This window comes from Micromonospora sp. NPDC050397 (assembly GCF_044901685.1).
Classification (GTDB): Bacteria; Actinomycetota; Actinomycetes; order Mycobacteriales; family Micromonosporaceae; genus Micromonospora_G.
In genome coordinates, this window is sequence record NZ_JBJDPS010000002.1 from 1,008,018 (window position 1) to 1,024,427 (window position 16,410).

Consider the following 16,410-nt stretch of genomic DNA (forward strand, 5'->3'; position numbering starts at 1 on the left):
AGGGCCAACCGAACGGATCTTCAAAAACGCAGCCTAGATGATGCTACTGAAACACCTGTTCGGGACGGGGGTGCCTGGTCATGTTTCCGACCGTTGCCAAATATCGGCGGTAGGAGGCAGCATGGCTAGTCGACGAGAGGTCGGTCGACAATCCCGGTGCGCCGAAACCTCTCGTTTATCTTTTCCGGGAAACAGTCACGGAGGTGCCTGGTGCAGTCTGAGGTGATTCGCTACCAGGTCGATGACGATACGGTCGTGCTGGTCGAGGTCGAACCGCTCGCCGGTTTCCGGCCCGCTGGCGTCGGCGATGTCGCCGGTCGGGTGCGGGAATCGGCCGCGCCAGCGATCGCCGCCGCGAAGGAGTTGCTGGAGCAAGTGAAGGCCGTGTCTCCGGATGACGTCGAGGTGAAGTTCGGGATCAAGGCGACCGGAACGGCAAGTTGGGTGGTCGCCAAGGCCACCACCGAAGGAAATTTCGAAGTCACTCTCCGCTGGCATCCGGGTGGGTCCGCGGATAGCGGCGCCGGGCTGCGGCTCTGACGAACGGAGTGGCGGGTGACAGCAGTCCTCGACGACAGCCCCTGGGCGGTCGCACTCCACCGGGGAGAAAACCAGGACGTGCCGGTCGGCACCGGCATCGTCATCGACACGAACCTTGTTCTCACCTGCCACCACGTGGCATTCGCCGCCGACGGCACTCTCCACGACGATCTCCGGGTCACTTTCCCCCTCGCATCGAAGGTGAACTACTTTGAGCGACGTGAGGTCCGTCAGTGCCTGCACGACGGCAAGCGGGCCGCGTACGTCGATCTGGTGATCCTTGAACTGGTCGAGCCGGTGCCGGCATCCGTCACGCCGGCGAGGCTGCGCTGCCTGCAACCCAAGGCACTAACCGGCCGTCCCTTCTGGGCGTTTGGCTATCCGCTTGGAATCATCGGCGGAACCCCCGTCACCGGCACGTTCAGCGAGATCGGCGGTTGGGGACATATTATGATCAATAGCGGCGTCGGTGGCGCGCTGGGCAAGGGGTTCAGTGGCGGTGCCGTCTGGTCGCCGGACTATCAGGCTGTGGTGGGCGTCGTGGTGTCTGCCGACACGCAGGGCAAGGGTCAAGCCGTGACCCTGCACTACGCCGATGAGCAGCTACCCGAGATGAAGCTGGGAACACTGTCCGCGTGGCGGGCCGAGGACGCCGACGACACGGCTCTCTCCGCTTGGGGGTGGACGCTCAGCAGCGACGGCGAGGCCGGGCGGCACTGGCTGCCCCGGTCCCGTGGCGTAGCGGTCGACACCGAGGGCGGTGCGCGATTCCGCGGGCGAACCGTAGCCCTGCGGAGCATCGTCGACTGGATCGACCGCTCAACGCCTGTCACCCAACCATTGGTCGTTACCGGTTCGCCCGGCGTAGGCAAGTCTGCCGCCCTCGGTCGGATCGTCACCACCGCCGACCGAGAGATCCGTGCGACGCTTCCGGACAGCGACGTCGCCGTCCGGGCCTCGATCGGCTCGGTCTCCTGTGCGGTACACGCCAAGGGCAAGAACGCCCTCGAAGTAGCTAAGGAGATCGCCCGCGCGGTCGCTGTCGACCTGCCCGGTGCACCAGCCGACCTGATGTCGGCGGTACGCGAGCGGCTGGAGCGTCGGCCTACCCGGTTCACCCTCATCATCGACGCGCTCGACGAGACGGCGGACCCGCGCGACGCGCGGGCGGTCATCGACGACATCTTGTTGCCGTTGGTTCGCGACTGCGGCCGGTACGGGGTCCGGGTTGTGGTTGGCACCCGCCGATCCGACGATCGAGGTGATCTGATCGCCTGCTTCGGTGACGACATCGAGCTGATCGACCTGGATGCCCCGGAGTACTTCGCCGAGTCCGATCTCGCGAACTACGCCCAGGCGACCTTGCAACTACTCGGCGCCGAGCGGCCAGCGAACCCCTACAGCGACGCCACCACCGCCGCCCCCCTTGCCCGCCGCATCGCCGCCCTGGCGAAGGGAAACTTCCTCGTCGCCGGTCTCGTCGCGCGGGCGCACGCCTTCCGTGACACCGAGCCGGTCGATCCAGCTTCAGTCTCGTTCACCGCGACCGTGGCCCACGCACTTGACGCCTACCTCGCCGGCCTTCCGGCGGCGGGCTCGACCTCCGCTCGGCTGGCGCTGACCGTCCTGGCGTACGCCGAGACACCAGGGCTGCCGCTCTCCCTGTGGCAGACCGCGATCGCGGCCCTTGGAGGAGAAGTCACCGAGGCGGAACTGAGCGGGTTCGCCCGTACCTCTGCGGCGAACTTCCTGGTGGAAACGGGTGGCGGAGCGCAACCGGCGTACAGGCTGTTCCACCAGGCCCTCAACGACGCGTTGCTCGCAGACCGTGATGCACGGGCATCCCGCCGCGACGATCAGCGCCGGCTCGTGTCCGTCTGGGCTGATGCGGCCGAGGCTACCGGTTGGGCTGATGCCCCCGACTATCTGCTGCGGTCGTTACCGCAGCACGCCGCCCGGGCCGGGCTCATCGAACGGTTGCTCCTCGATGAGGGCTACCTGTTGCACGCGCACCTCGACCGGCTGCTCACGGTCGTGGACGCGGAGCAGGCACCGATGGCGCCGCTGCCAGCCGCCCGAGCAAGGCTGCTGCAGCGCACCCCCCTGGCGGTGGCGGCGGAACCGGCCGAGCGTGCCGCGCTCTTCTCGGTCGTCGACAGTCTCGACCGCCTCGGCAGTGGGATCGTGGCCGACACCGCGCCGTACCGCGCACGCTGGGCGCACACTCCGCCCAGACAGGAACGCAGTGTGCTGGACGGGCACTCGCAGGCCGTCTATGACGTCGCCGCCATCGAGGTCGACAGTCGACGGTTGCTCGCCTCCGTCGGGGACGACGGGACCGTCCGGCTCTGGGATCCGCTGACCAATCAGTCCGAGCAGGTTTTCAACTGCCACGACGACACGATCCGTGGGGTGTGCGCGGTTCGGACGAGTCGGGGCGAGGTGCTGATCGCCACCGCCAGCCACGACGGCACGGTCGGCCTGTGGGATCCGCGTAGTGGTCACCGCCGACACGAGCTGCGTGGGCACGGCGACTGGGTACGCAACATCTGCGCCATTCCTCTTCCTGATGGCGACCTACTCGCCTCGGCTGGTGACGACCGGACGGTGCGGGTGTGGGATCCGGTTACCGGAACCCAGCGCTACGAGTTGACCGGGCACCCGGGTTGGGTAACGGCTGTGACCTATGTGCCGGCTGGTGATCGGCACCTGCTGGCGTCAGCCGGCTATGACGGCGTGGTCCGGATCTGGGAGCCGACGGCAGATGGCGAGCCCTCGCAGGTTCTCGTCGGCCACACCGGATGGGTTACGACCCTCTGCGCGGTCCGCACGGCCGGAGGCACCCTGCTCGCCTCGGCGGGTTACGACGGCACGGTGTGCCTGTGGAACCCGCTGACCGGTCAGCGGGTTCACGTCCTCGAGACCGGTGGACCGATAACCGACCTCTGTACGGTCGACATCGATGACGGCTGCCTGCTGGTGTCCACCGGTGAGGATGGGCTCATCCGGTTGTGGGAGGTGCCGACCTGGACCGAGCGCCCGAGCCTGCGAGGACACGCGAGCTGGATCCGCGCGGTCTGCGAGCTGCGGACGGCAAAGGACCGGATGTTGGCCACAGCCGGGGACGACGGTACGGTCCGACTGTGGGATCCGGCCGGCGGCCAGCCGGACATGGTTGCCGACAAGGACCGGTTCGGGCCGGTGAGCGCGGTCTGCCGGATCCCCGGCGAACCCTCGGCAGTGGTCGCCTCCGGGGACGTTGATGGTCAGGTGCGGTTCTGGGACATCGTTGCCGGCGAGCGGCTGCTGGAGTTCGAGACACCAGGTGGTTCCGTCAACGCGATGTGTGCGGTGGCGGACGAGGAGGAGCCGCTGATCCTCACGGCCCGCGACGACAACATAATCGAGTCCTGGGACGCCCGGGACGGCTCGCTGGTGCGGGAGATGAGCGAACACCACGATCGGGTCGCGGCGGTCTGTTCGATTGTCGTGAACGGTGAGACATGGGTCGCCTCTGCCGGCGACGACCAGGCCATTCGGCTGTGGCACCCGCACACGGGCGTTATCCGCTCGGTTCTGCTCGGGCACGTCACCCGCGCTTGGGTCACCGCGTTGGCCACGGTCCGCTGGCAGGGTTCCGAGGCGCTCGCTTCGGCGGACAAGAGCGGCACCGTGATGCTCTGGGGTGGCGGCGAGACCTTGCTCTGGACTCAACAGGGCCACCAGGATGCCGTCAACGCGCTCTGTGGTGTGACCGTGGCTGGCCGTCCGACGCTTGTCTCGGCCAGCGCGGACAACACGATCCGCATGTGGGATGTCGAACAGGGCCAACCGGTCCGGTGGTTCATCGGACATTCTGCGGCGGTGACCGGACTGAGCCTGGTGCGTATCGGTGGTCGGGATCTACTCGCCTCCACCAGCCGGGACCGTACGGTGCGGATCTGGGATCCGATGACCGGCCGGATGGTGCTCAGAATCCCCGTCTACCATCCGGCGCTCGCCTGTTGCACGGTTGGTGACACCCTGCTCGTCGGTCTGGATCAGGGCTTGCTGGCCCTGACGATCGCAGATTGAGGACGCCCGGTCGTGCGGACTCACACCGAGCCAACGCGCGACGTGCCGGTCGACCTCTCGCTCGTCGCGTGCGCGTCTTGCGGGGGTCAGCGGGCGGCCAGCGCGCCGCGCGCGTCGGTCACCCCACGGTTGGCCAGGGCGTCGGCGCGCTCGTTGCCGGGGTCGCCGTTGTGTCCCTTGACCCAGAGCCACTCCACCCGGTGCGACTTGACCGCCTCTTCCAGCCGCTGCCAAAGATCGGCGTTCTTCACCGGCTGCTTCGCCGAGGTCTGCCAGCCGTTGCGCTTCCAGTTCGCCATCCAACTCGTGATGCCGCTGCGGACGTACGTGCTGTCGGTGTGCAGGCGTACGGTCACCGGGCGGGTGAGGCTCTCCAGTGCCTGGATGGCGGCCATCAGCTCCATCCGGTTGTTCGTGGTCGGTGCCGACTCGCCGCCGTACAGTTCGCGCTCGTGCTCGCCGTAGCGCAGCACCGCGCCCCAGCCGCCCGGCCCGGGGTTACCGCTGCACGCGCCGTCGGTGTAGATCACTACGACCGTCTCGGTCGGCTGGTCCGTCATGCCGGCAATCTACCGGTCCCTCCCGGCTGGCCTTCCGGCCCGCCACGCCGGCCGATCAACCGGAGGTGGTAGCCGTGCCGGCGGGGTCGAGCGTCGACTCCCGGTCCGCGTCTTCCGGGATACGTTCGCCGGTGCGGTCGAGCAGGCGCATGACCGGTGTGGCGGCGACTCCGTGCAGCACCACCGACACGATCACCACCAGGCCGACGGTGGCCCAGAGCAGGTCGAGTTGCGGGATGTCGGAGTGGGCGGTGGCGTACGCGAGGTAGTAGAACGAGCCGACGCCCCGGATGCCGAAGAACGCGATGACCCAGTGTTCGGCGGGTCGCCCGGGTGCGCCGCGCAGCGAGAGCCAGCCGACCAGCGGGCGGATCACGACGATCAGCGCCAGCCCGACCAGGGCGGCGGGCCAGGTCAGCGGTGCCAGCAGACCGTCGACCACCGCGCCGCCGAGGAAGAGCAGCAGCAGTACGGTGAGCAGCCGCTCGATCTGTTCGGCGAAGTCGTGCAGCACCCCGTGGAACTCGTGGGTCCGTTCCGCCGCCCGGATCGCCCGGGCGGCGAAGAAGACGGCGAGGAAACCGTAGCCGCCGATCACCTCGATCAGCCCGTACGCGAGGAAGGTGGCGGCGATGGCCACGAAGCCCTCGGCGTGGCGGGCGAGCCGCAGGTGTGAGGGGGCACGGAAGAAGAGCTTGCCGAGCAGCCAGCCGATCAGCAGGCCGCCGCCGATCCCGACCCCGGTCTTGTAGGCGACGTCGACGGTGATCCAGCGGGCGAGCCAGTCCACCGGCCCGAAGGCGCTGGCCGCCCCGGTGGTGGCGATCGCCATCGCGGCGTACACGAACGGGAACGCCAGTCCGTCGTTGAGCCCGGCCTCCGAGGTGAGGGCGAACCGTACCTCGTCCTCCCCGTCCTCGACGTCGGTCGGCTCACCGACCTGGACGTCGGCGGCGAGCACCGGATCGGTCGGCGCCAGCGCGGCGGCGAGCAGCAGCGCGGCGGCCGGTACCAGACCGGCCCACCACCAGCCGAGCAGGGCGACGCAGGCGATGCAGACCGGCATGCCGATCGCCAGCAGCCGCCAGGTGGACGACCAGCGGCGCCAGCCGATCCGGCGGTCGATCTTCAGACCGGCGCCCATCAGGGCGACGATCACGCCGATCTCGGTCAGGTGGGTGGTCACCGACGGGTGGGCCAGCGGGTCGGGGCTGGGCAGCCCGGTCGGCAACAGGAAGACCAGCATGCCCAGGCCGAGGAAGGCGATCGGCATCGAGAGCGGTCGGTGTTCCAGTATCCGGGGCAGGATGCCGGCCAGCAGCGCGCCGAGCCCGACCAGAGCGAACGCCAGGTCAATCGGCTCCACGCCACCACCCCTTCTCGGCCCGTTCGGACGGCCAGGTGGTGAAAATCCTTTCCCCGGTACGCGTCCGCCTACGCCTCCCGTACCGACTCCGTACCGCCTCCCGTACCGACTTCCGTACAAGGAAGCACGCTTCGGGTGTTCCGGAGGGGCCCTCCGTTTGGTCGGGTCGGCCCATCGGACGCGGGTGCTCTGCGAAGCTCGGGTGGACGTACGGAGGGGGTTCGACCATGGCCAGGACCTGGCTTGTCACCGGCAGCTCGCGGGGTCTCGGGTGGGAGTTGAGCCGTGCGGTGCTGGTCAACGGCGACAACCTCGTCGCCACCGCACGCCGCCCCGAGCAGCTCGACGAGCTTGTCAACGAGTTCGGCGACCAGGTCCGCGCGATGGCGCTCGACGTGACCGATCCGGCCGCCGCCCGCGCGGCCGTACGGATGGCCGTCGACACCTTCGGCACACTCGACGTGGTGGCGAACAACGCCGGCCAGGCCAACAGCGGGCCGATCGAGCACACCCCGGACGAGGAGTTCCGCGCGCAGGTCGAGACGAACCTGTTCGGTTTGGTCAACGTCACCAGGGCCGCGCTGCCGGTGATGCGGCGCCAGCGTCGCGGGCACTTCCTCCAGTTCTCCTCGGTCGGTGGCCGGGTCGGCGGTACGCCCGGACTGGCCTCCTACCAGACCGCGAAGTTCGGCGTCGAGGGCTTCTCCGAGGTGCTGGCCAACGAGCTGCGGCCGTTCGGCATCAAGGTGACGATGGTCGAACCGGGCGCGTTCCGCACCGACTGGGGCGGTGCCTCGATGAGTCTCGCCGAGGTGGGGGAGGAGTACGCCGAGACCGTCGGGCGGATCCACGCGTACCGCCGGGAGGTCGACGGCCGGCAGCCGGGTGATCCGGGGCGGGCCGCCCAGGTCATCGTCGGCATGGTCGGGCTCCCCGACCCGCCGTTGCGCCTGCTGCTCGGCTCCGACGCCCTGCACCTGGCCGAGGAGTCGGCACTGGCGCGGGCCCAGGAGACGTCCCGGTGGGCGGAGGTCAGCCGCTCCACCGACTTCGACAGCGGCGTCGACGTCAGCGGGTCGGCCCTCGCCGCCCTGCTCACCCCGCCAACCGGGTAAGGAAGGGCCCCTTATTAACGCCATGCGTTAATAAGGGGCCCTTCCTTACCCCTCAGTGGGCGGGGCGGAGCCAGAGCACGCCCAGTGGTGGGAGGCGGAGGGTGGCCGACGCCGGTTGGCCGTGCCAGGGCACCGGTTCGGCGCGGACCGAGCCGAGGTTGCCGACCCCGGAGCCGCCGTAGCTGTCCGCGTCGGTGTTGATCGTCTCCCGCCAGACCCCGGCGACCGGCATGCCGAGGCGGTAGTTCTCGTGCGGTACGGCGGAGAAGTTCGCCACGCAGACCAGTGGCGTGCCGTCGGCGGCGATCCGGACGAACGCCACGGTGTTGTTGCCGGCGTCGTTCCCCACGATCCAGCGGAACCCGTCCGGGCTGGTGTCCTGGGACCAGAGCGCCGGGGCGGCCCGGTACGCCGCGTTCAGGTCCCGGACCAGCCGCTGCACCCCGGCCCGTGCCGGGTCGTGGCGCAGGTTCCAGTCCAGCCCCCGGTCGACGCTCCACTCCTGGTCGTCGGCGAGTTCGCTGCCCATGAAGAGCAACTGCTTGCCCGGATGGGCCCACATGTACGCCAGCAGCGCCCGGGTGTTGGCCAGCCGCTGCCAGGTGTCACCGGGCATCTTGCCGGCCAGCGAGCCCTTGCCGTGCACGACCTCGTCGTGGCTGATCGGCAGCAGGTAGTTCTCGCTCCACGCGTAGACCAGGGAGAAGGTCAGCTCGTTGTGGTGCCACTGCCGGTGGACCGGCTCCTTGGCCAGGTAGTTCAGGGTGTCGTGCATCCAGCCCATGTTCCACTTGAAGCCGAAGCCGAGCCCGCCGGCATGGGTCGGCTGGGTCACGCCCGGCCAGGCGGTCGACTCCTCGGCGATCATCACCACCCCGGGGTGCTCCCGGTAGACGGTGGCGTTGGTCTCCTGGAGCAGGCCGATCGCCTCCAGGTTCTCCCGGCCGCCGTACTGGTTCGGCTGCCACTGCCCGTCCTCGCGGGAGTAGTCCAGGTAGAGCATCGAGGCGACCGCGTCCACCCGGAGCCCGTCGACGTGGAACTCGGCGCACCAGTAGAGCGCGTTCGCGACCAGGAAGTTGCGCACCTCGCGCCGGCCGAAGTCGAAGACGTACGTGCCCCAGTCGGGGTGCTCGCCGCGCCGGGGGTCGGGGTGCTCGTAGAGCGGGGTGCCGTCGAACCGGGCCAGCGCCCACTCGTCCTTCGGGAAGTGCGCCGGCACCCAGTCGAGCAGCACCCCGACACCGACGGCGTGCAGCCGGTCGATCAGGTGGCGGAAGTCGTCCGGCGTACCGAAGCGGGAGGTCGGGGCGTAGTAGCCGCTGACCTGGTAGCCCCAGGAGCCGCCGAACGGGTGCTCCGCCACCGGCATGAACTCGACGTGGGTGAAGCCCAGGTCGACCACGTACGCGGTGAGCTGTTCGGCCAGTTCCCGGTAGTCGAGGCCGGGGCGCCAGGAGCCGAGGTGCACCTCGTAGACGCTCATCGGCTCCTGGTGCGGGTGCCGGTGCGCCCGCCGGGCCAGCCACTCCCCGTCGGACCACCGGTACGTCGACCGGTAGATCACCGAGGCGGTGCGCGGCGGCACCTCGGTGTGCGCGGCCATCGGGTCGGCCTTGTCCCGCCAGACGCCGTCGCGGCCGAGGACCCGGTACTTGTACGTCTGACCGGGCCGCGCCTCCGGCACCACGATCTCCCAGACGCCGCTGCCGCCCAGTGACCGCATCGGCCAGCCCTCGTGCGCGCCCCAGCCGGTGAACTCGCCGACCACCCGTACGCCCCGGGCGTTCGGCGCCCACACGGCGAAGGCGACCCCGCCGTCGGGGCGGGGCCGGGCGCCGAGCGCGGTCCAGAGCCGTTCGTGCCGCCCCTCGCCGATCAGGTGCAGGTCGACCTCGCCGAGGCTCGGCGGGTAGCGGTACGGGTCGTCGTGGACCGTGCCGTCGACCTCGATCCGGTAGTCGAGCACCGTGCCGGGGACGGTCGCCTCGAAGATGCCCTCCTGGTGGATCCGGCGCATCGGGTGGCGCTCGTCGCCGGCCAGCAGCTCGACCCGCTCGCCGCCCCGCCGCCAGGTGCGGATCAGGGTCTGGCCGTCGCGCGGGTGCGCGCCGAGCACGGCGTGCGGGTCGTGCGCCACCCCGGAGACCAGGGCGTCGAGGGTTTCGTCCATCAGCGGCGTCATTTCGAGGTCTCGGTTTCGACGACGGGTGCGTACCCGGGGGTGGCGGGCGGGGTCGGGGCGGCGGGGTGGTGCACGGTGAAGACGTGGGCGGGTTGGTTCGGGTCGAGCCCGACCACGTTGTACTGGCCCCAGTCGTACCGGGCGCCGCTGAGCTGGTCGTAGACGGTGAACCGGTCGGACCAGTCGAGGCCGAGCGCGGGCAGGTCGAGGCTGAGGTTGCCCCACTGGGCGTGGTAGGGGTCGAGCGAGCAGACCACCAGCACGGTGTTGCCGGTCACCTCGTCCCGTTTGGACCAGCAGAGCAGTTGTCCGTTGTCGCTGTGGTGGAACCGCAGGTTGCGCAGCCAGTGCAGCGCCGGGTTCTTTCGGCGTACGGCGTTGAGCCGGGCGATGAACGGCGCCAGGGAGTGGCCCGCCGCCTCCTGTGCCGTCCAGTCCCGGGGGCGCAGCTCGTACTTCTCGCTGTTCAGGTACTCCTCGCCGCCGGGCAGCGCCTCGTGTTCGAGGAGTTCGAAGCCGGCGTAGATGCCCCAGGAGGGGGAGAGCAGGCTGGCCAGCACCGTACGGATCTTGAAGATCGACGGCACCCCCTGCTGGAGCGGCTCGGGCAGGATGTCCGGGGTGTTCGGCCAGAAGTTGGGGCGCATGTAGTCGGCCGCCGCCAGCAGCTCGGCGCAGTAGTCGCGCAGCTCGTCCGCGCTGTACCGCCAACTGAAGTACGTGTACGACTGGGTGAAGCCGATTTTGCCGAGGCCGTGCATGACGGTCGGGCGGGTGAACGCCTCGGCGAGGAAGAGCACGTCCGGGTCGAGCCGCTTGACCTCGCGGATCAGCCACTCCCAGAAGTCGAACGGCTTGGTGTGCGGGTTGTCCACCCGGAAGATCCGTACGCCCTGCGCGACCCAGTGGGTGACCACCCGGAGGATCTCGGCCCGGATTCCGTCCGGGTCCCGGTCGAAGTCGAGCGGATAGATGTCCTGGTACTTCTTCGGCGGATTCTCCGCGTACGCGATCGAGCCGTCGGCGAGGGTGGTGAACCACTCCGGGTGTTCGGTCACCCAGGGGTGGTCGGGGGCGACCTGGAGGGCCAGGTCCATCGCGATCTCCAGGCCGACGTCGTTCGCGGCGGCGACAAACCGGCGGAAGTCGTCGAGGGTGCCGAGGTCGGGGTGGATCGTGTCGTGGCCACCTTCCTCGGCGCCGATCGCCCACGGCGAGCCGACGTCGTCCGGGCCGGCGGCGAGGGCGTTGTCGCGGCCCTTGCGGTTGACCCGGCCGATCGGGTGGATCGGCGGCAGGTAGAGCACGTCGAAGCCCATCGCCGCGACACCGGGCAGCCGGCTGGCGGCGGTGGCGAAGGTGCCGTGCTCGGCCGGTTTGCCCTCCGACGGCGGGGCCACCCCCTCCGAGCGGGGGAAGAACTCGTACCAGGCGGAGAAGAGGGCACGTGTCCGGTCGGTCCAGATCGGATGGTCGTCGCTCCGGGTGACCAGGCGCCGTACCGGATGGGTCCAGAGCAGGTCGGCCAGGCCCAGGGCGGGGGCCAGGCGCTGCCCGAGCGGCAGCCCCGGGTCACGCAGCGCGGCGGCGGCGGCCTCCACCCCGGCCCGCTCGTCGGTCGGCACCAGGGCCGCCGCCTCGTCCAGCAGCGCGGCCCCCTCGGCGAGGTCGTTGCCGAGTTCAGTCGCGTCCTGCCCGGCGGCGGTCTTCTTGCCGACGGCGTCGCGCCAGGTCAGGTACGGGTCCTCGAACGCCTCCACGGCGAAGGTCCAGGCACCGACCGCGTCCGGGGTGATGGTGGCGTACCACCGGTCGTCCCAGCCGGGGCGCATCCGGGTGAACGGCCTCGGCCCGCCGTCCGGGCCGGACCAGACCACGTTGCAGCCCAGCGCCCGGTGACCCTCCCGGTACGCCAGCGCGGTGACCGGCACCAGCTCGCCCACCACCGCCTTGGCCGGATAGCGACCGCACGCCACCGAGGGGGTGATCTCTTCGATCGGAAACCGTCCCGTCACGGTTGCCAACCTACTGCCCCCGTCGCCCCGGTGCCCGGTCGAAATCCGATCACCCCACTGCGCCGCAGCCCAGGCCGTCCTTGCCGATCGGGCGCCGCGCCACGGGTCAGGCGGCCGGCAGCACCGACCGGTAGACGTCCATGGTCCGTTGCGCGACGGCGTCCCAGGAGAAGTGCGCCACCGCCCGGCGTCGCCCGGCCCGGCCGAACTCGGCGGTGCGGTCCGGGTCGGCCAGCAGGGTGTTGATCGCCGCCGCCAGGTCGGCCACGAAGCGCTCCGGGTGCAGCGGGGTGCCGGTCCCGTCGTCGGCCTGGTCGATCCCGACCAGCAGCCCGGTCTCCCCGTCCGCGACCACCTCGGGAATGCCGCCGGTGGCGGTGGCGACGACCGCCGTCTCGCAGGCCATCGCCTCCAGGTTGACGATCCCCATCGGTTCGTAGACCGACGGGCAGACAAAGACCGTGCTGTGGCTGAGCACCTGCACCACCTCGTGCTTGGGCAGCATCTCGGCCACCCAGACCACGCCGTCACGGCCCGCCCGCAGTTCGGACACGAGCGACTCCACCTCGTACCCGATCTCGGGGGTGTCCGGTGCGCCGGCCAGCAGCACGAGCTGGGCCTCCGGTGGCAGCGACCGGGCCGCCCGGAGCAGGTACGGCAGCCCCTTCTGCCGGGTCACCCGGCCGACGTACGTCACACTCGGCCGGTCCGGGTCCACCCCCAACCGGCGCAGCACGTCGGTACGCGGGTCCGGGGCGTACTGCCGGGTGTCGATGCCGTTGTGCACCACCCGCACCCGGTCCGGTGACACCTCGGGATAGGCGGCGAGCAGGTCCCGCCGCATGCCGGCGGAGACGGCGATCACCGCGTCGGCGGCGGTCACCGAGGTCCGTTCGCACCACGAGGAGAGGGCGTAGCCGCCACCGAGCTGCTCCGCCTTCCACGGTCGTAGCGGCTCCAGGCTGTGCGCGGTCATTACGTGCGGTACGCCGTACAGGAGCTTGGCGACGTGGCCGGCGAGGTTGGCGTACCAGGTGTGGCTGTGCACCAGGTCGGCGCCGGCGCACCCGGCGGCCATGGCCAGGTCGACGCCCATGGTGCGCAGCGCCGGGTTGGCCCCGGTCAGCTCCACCGGCTCCGGGTAGGCGAACACCCCCGGCGGGTCGTCCGGCCCGGTACGCGGCGCGCCGAAGCAGCGCACCCGCAGGTCGGCCAGCGCCCGCAGTTCCCGGGCGAGGTACTCGACGTGTACGCCGGCCCCGCCGTACACCTCCGGTGGGTACTCGCGGGTCAGCAGGTCGATCCGGAGTCGTCCGTCGTACGGTGCGGGTTCGGCCACGTTCCGCACACTAGCCCAGCGGGTTGCCCGGTACGACTGGTGCGAACGGCCGGGCGTGGTTAGCGTCGGTACATGTCGCCCAAGGTCCTCGCCATCGTGCTGGCCGGCGGCGAGGGCAAGCGCCTGATGCCGCTGACCACCGACCGCGCCAAGCCGGCCGTGCCGTTCGGCGGCATGTACCGCATGATCGATTTCGTCCTGTCCAACCTGGCCAACGGCGGCTACCTCAAGATCGTCGTGTTGACCCAGTACAAGTCGCACTCGCTGGACCGGCACGTCACCAAGACCTGGCGGATGTCGAACCTGCTCGGCAACTACGTCGCTCCGGTCCCGGCCCAGCAGCGGCGCGGCCCCTGGTGGTTCGCCGGCTCGGCCGACGCGATCTACCAGAGCTTCAACCTGATCAACGACGAGAAGCCGGACTACGTGATCGTCTTCGGCGCGGACCACATCTACCGGATGGACCCCCGGCAGATGGTCGCCGACCACATCAACTCCGGCGCCGGTGTCACCGTCGCCGGTATCCGCCAGCCGCTGAGCCAGGCCGACCAGTTCGGCGTGATCGAGGTCGGCCCGGACGGCCGTCGGATCCAGGCGTTCCGGGAGAAGCCCAGCGACGCGCGCGGGCTGCCCGACTCGCCGGACGAGATCTACGCCTCGATGGGCAACTACGTCTTCACCACCGAGGTGCTCTGCGAGGCGGTCGAACGCGACGCGGCGGACAAGGCCAGCCGGCACGACATGGGCGGCAGCATCATCCCGATGCTGGTCGACCGGGGCGAGGCGAACGTCTACGACTTCCGCGACAACGAGGTGCCCGGCAGCACCGAGCGGGACCAGGGATACTGGCGCGACGTCGGGACGCTCGACTCGTTCTACGAGGCGCACATGGACCTGATCGCGATCCATCCGATCTTCAACCTCTACAACTCGGCCTGGCCGATCTACACCGACCACCCGCCGTGGCCGCCGGCCAAGTTCGTGCACGGCTGGCAGGAGCGGGTCGGCCGGGCGGTCGGCTCGATGATCTCGCCCGGGGTGGTGGTCTCCGGGTCGCTGGTGGAGAACTCGGTGGTCTCGCCGAACGTCCGGGTCAACTCGTGGGCCCACGTCGAGGGCTCGGTGCTGATGGAGGGCGTGGACATCGGCCGGCACGCGGTGGTGCGGAACGCGATCCTGGACAAGAACGTGGTGGTCCCGGAGGGCGCCGAGATCGGCGTGGACCTGGAACGCGACCGTGCCCGCTACACCGTCTCCGAGGCCGGGATCGTCGTCATCGGAAAGGGCCACCGGGTCGAGCCGTAAGGTCAGTTCGTACACCCGGCGTCAGCGCAGAGACGGGCGCCGCAGCACAGACAGGCTCCGCGTCAGAGCCAGGAGGAGAATCCGCCGATGTCGGTCCACGCCCGTGCCGGTCAGCCCGCGTCCCCCGCTGACCTGATCGACGTACCGCACCTCGTCACCGCGTACTACGCGGAGCACCCCGACCCGGCCGATCCCGGCCAACAGGTCGCCTTCGGCACGTCCGGCCACCGGGGATCGAGCCTGAACAACGCCTTCAACGCCGACCACATCGCCGCGATCACTCAGGCGACCTGCGAATACCGGCGGGACCAGGGGGTCGACGGCCCGCTCTTCCTGGCCCGGGACACGCACGCGCTCTCCGAGCCGGCGATGGTCACCGCGCTCGAGGTGCTGGCGGCGAACGAGGTCACCGTGCTGATCGACAGCCGGGACGGCTACACCCCGACCCCGGCGCTGTCGCACGCGATCCTGACCCACAACCGGGGCCGGACCGACGGCCTGGCCGACGGCATCGTGGTCACCCCGTCGCACAACCCGCCGACCGACGGCGGGTTCAAGTACAACCCCACCCACGGCGGGCCGGCGGACACCGACGCGACCAGGTGGATCCAGGACCGGGCAAACCAGCTCCTCACCGACGGGCTCGCCGGGGTCCGGCGGATCCCGTACGCGAGGGCGCGCGCCGCCGACACCACCGGACGGTACGACTTCCTCGCCGCGTACGTCGACGACCTGCCCTCGGTGGTCGACCTGGCGGCGGTCCGGGCGGCCGGGGTGCGGATCGGTGCCGACCCGCTCGGCGGGGCGAGCGTGCACTACTGGGGCGAGATCGCCGAACGGCACAAGCTCGACCTGACAGTGGTCAACCCGGCGGTCGACCCGGCCTGGCGGTTCATGACCCTGGACTGGGACGGCAAGATCCGGATGGACTGCTCGTCGCCGTACGCGATGGCCTCGCTGATCGCCGCGCGCGGCGACTACCAGATCGCCACCGGTAACGACGCCGACGCGGACCGGCACGGCATCGTCACGCCGGACGCCGGCCTGATGAACCCCAACCACTACCTGACGGTCGCCATCGCGCACCTGTTCCGGACCCGGTCGGACTGGTCGCCGCAGGCCGCGATCGGCAAGACCCTGGTCTCCTCCTCGATGATCGACCGGGTCGCCGCCGACCTCGGCCGTACGTTGGTCGAGGTGCCGGTGGGCTTCAAGTGGTTCGTGCCGGGGCTGCTCGACGGCTCGGTCGGGTTCGGCGGTGAGGAGAGCGCGGGCGCCTCCTTCCTGCGCCGGGACGGCTCGGTCTGGACCACCGACAAGGACGGGCTCCTGCTCTGCCTGCTCGCCGCCGAGATCCAGGCGAGCACCGGCCGGTCGGCGAGTGAGCACTACGCCGACCTGGTGGCCCGCTTCGGCGACCCGGCGTACGCCCGGATCGACGCCCCGGCCAACCGGGCGGAGAAGGCCGCGCTGGGCAAGCTCTCGCCGGAGCGGGTGACCGCGACGGAGTTGGCCGGCGAGCCGATCACCGCCACGCTGACCAGCGCGCCGGGCAACGGGGCACCGATCGGCGGCCTGAAGGTGACCACCGAGTCGGGCTGGTTCGCCGCCCGCCCGTCCGGCACCGAGGACGTCTACAAGATCTACGCCGAGTCGTTCCGGGGACCGGAGCACCTGGCCCGGATCCAGGACGAGGCCCGCGCACTCGTCTCCGAGGTGCTGGAAAAGGTCTGATCCGCCGATCAGGTGGAACCGTCCGGACAAGGGTCTCTTCTCCGTCGAGAAAGGGACCCTTGTTCGTGGATAAATCCCGGCGATCTTGTGGTGGGTCGGTATAGCGTCGGGCGACTGTGAACGGGTCGCGCGACGCTTTGTCGAGCCCGAATGAGATTTCACCCGGTTGGGGGACGG

10 protein-coding genes are annotated in these 16,410 nt (G+C 70.2%); 5 read left to right on the forward strand and 5 right to left on the reverse strand.

Going from position 1 to position 16,410, the window contains the following annotated elements; genetic code table 11:
* Nucleotides 1–210 precede the first annotated feature (210 nt).
* Complete coding sequence (locus tag ACI2K4_RS10660) at nucleotides 211–540, forward strand: CU044_2847 family protein (RefSeq protein WP_404510209.1); 330 nt, start codon at nucleotides 211–213, stop codon at nucleotides 538–540.
* Nucleotides 541–555: 15 nt separating this feature from the next.
* Entirely contained in the window at nucleotides 556–4,614 is a 4,059-nt protein-coding gene (locus ACI2K4_RS10665; protein ID WP_404510210.1) for a trypsin-like peptidase domain-containing protein, read from the forward strand.
* A gap of 86 nt (nucleotides 4,615–4,700) precedes the next feature.
* Here the strand turns inward: ACI2K4_RS10665 and rnhA are convergent, their stop codons facing one another.
* Complete coding sequence (gene rnhA, locus ACI2K4_RS10670) at nucleotides 4,701–5,174, reverse strand: ribonuclease HI (RefSeq protein ID WP_404510211.1); 474 nt, start codon at nucleotides 5,172–5,174, stop codon at nucleotides 4,701–4,703.
* Between the two features lie 55 nt (nucleotides 5,175–5,229).
* Nucleotides 5,230–6,540 carry a cation:proton antiporter gene (locus tag ACI2K4_RS10675; protein WP_404510212.1) on the reverse strand — a complete coding sequence of 437 codons (1,311 nt, stop codon included), beginning with the start codon at nucleotides 6,538–6,540 and terminating at the stop codon, nucleotides 5,230–5,232.
* Nucleotides 6,541–6,767: 227 nt separating this feature from the next.
* Here ACI2K4_RS10675 and ACI2K4_RS10680 point away from each other — a divergent pair, with 227 nt between their 5' ends.
* Nucleotides 6,768–7,655 (forward strand): oxidoreductase, encoded by an 888-nt coding sequence (locus ACI2K4_RS10680; protein ID WP_404510213.1) that lies wholly within the window; start codon nucleotides 6,768–6,770, stop codon nucleotides 7,653–7,655.
* Between the two features lie 52 nt (nucleotides 7,656–7,707).
* Here the strand turns inward: ACI2K4_RS10680 and glgB are convergent, their stop codons facing one another.
* The 3 genes from glgB to glgA form a co-directional block, all read right to left on the reverse strand.
* Nucleotides 7,708–9,828, reverse strand: coding sequence for a 1,4-alpha-glucan branching protein GlgB (glgB, locus tag ACI2K4_RS10685; protein WP_404510214.1), 2,121 nt, complete (start codon nucleotides 9,826–9,828; stop codon nucleotides 7,708–7,710).
* A gap of 8 nt (nucleotides 9,829–9,836) precedes the next feature.
* Nucleotides 9,837–11,855, reverse strand: a complete 2,019-nt coding sequence (locus ACI2K4_RS10690; protein WP_404510215.1) for an alpha-1,4-glucan--maltose-1-phosphate maltosyltransferase — start codon at nucleotides 11,853–11,855, stop codon at nucleotides 9,837–9,839.
* Nucleotides 11,856–11,961: 106 nt separating this feature from the next.
* Nucleotides 11,962–13,194, reverse strand: coding sequence for a glycogen synthase (gene glgA / locus ACI2K4_RS10695; RefSeq protein ID WP_404510216.1), 1,233 nt, complete (start codon nucleotides 13,192–13,194; stop codon nucleotides 11,962–11,964).
* Between the two features lie 72 nt (nucleotides 13,195–13,266).
* On the opposite strand from glgA, the gene glgC reads away from it, so the two are divergent.
* Nucleotides 13,267–14,499, forward strand: coding sequence for a glucose-1-phosphate adenylyltransferase (gene glgC, locus ACI2K4_RS10700; protein WP_404510217.1), 1,233 nt, complete (start codon nucleotides 13,267–13,269; stop codon nucleotides 14,497–14,499).
* Nucleotides 14,500–14,586: 87 nt separating this feature from the next.
* Nucleotides 14,587–16,233, forward strand: coding sequence for a phosphoglucomutase (alpha-D-glucose-1,6-bisphosphate-dependent) (gene pgm, locus ACI2K4_RS10705; RefSeq protein ID WP_404510218.1), 1,647 nt, complete (start codon nucleotides 14,587–14,589; stop codon nucleotides 16,231–16,233).
* Nucleotides 16,234–16,410: the final 177 nt, after the last annotated feature.

Bases quoted from the DNA above. Each gene is read 5' to 3' on its own strand.
- rnhA (WP_404510211.1), bottom strand. From the start codon at position 5,174: ATGACGGACCAGCCGACCGAGACGGTCGTAGTGATCTACACCGACGGC.
- glgB (WP_404510214.1), bottom strand. From the start codon at position 9,828: ATGGACGAAACCCTCGACGCCCTGGTCTCCGGGGTGGCGCACGACCCG.
- glgC (WP_404510217.1), top strand. From the start codon at position 13,267: ATGTCGCCCAAGGTCCTCGCCATCGTGCTGGCCGGCGGCGAGGGCAAG.
- ACI2K4_RS10680 (WP_404510213.1), top strand. From the start codon at position 6,768: ATGGCCAGGACCTGGCTTGTCACCGGCAGCTCGCGGGGTCTCGGGTGG.
- pgm (WP_404510218.1), top strand. From the start codon at position 14,587: ATGTCGGTCCACGCCCGTGCCGGTCAGCCCGCGTCCCCCGCTGACCTG.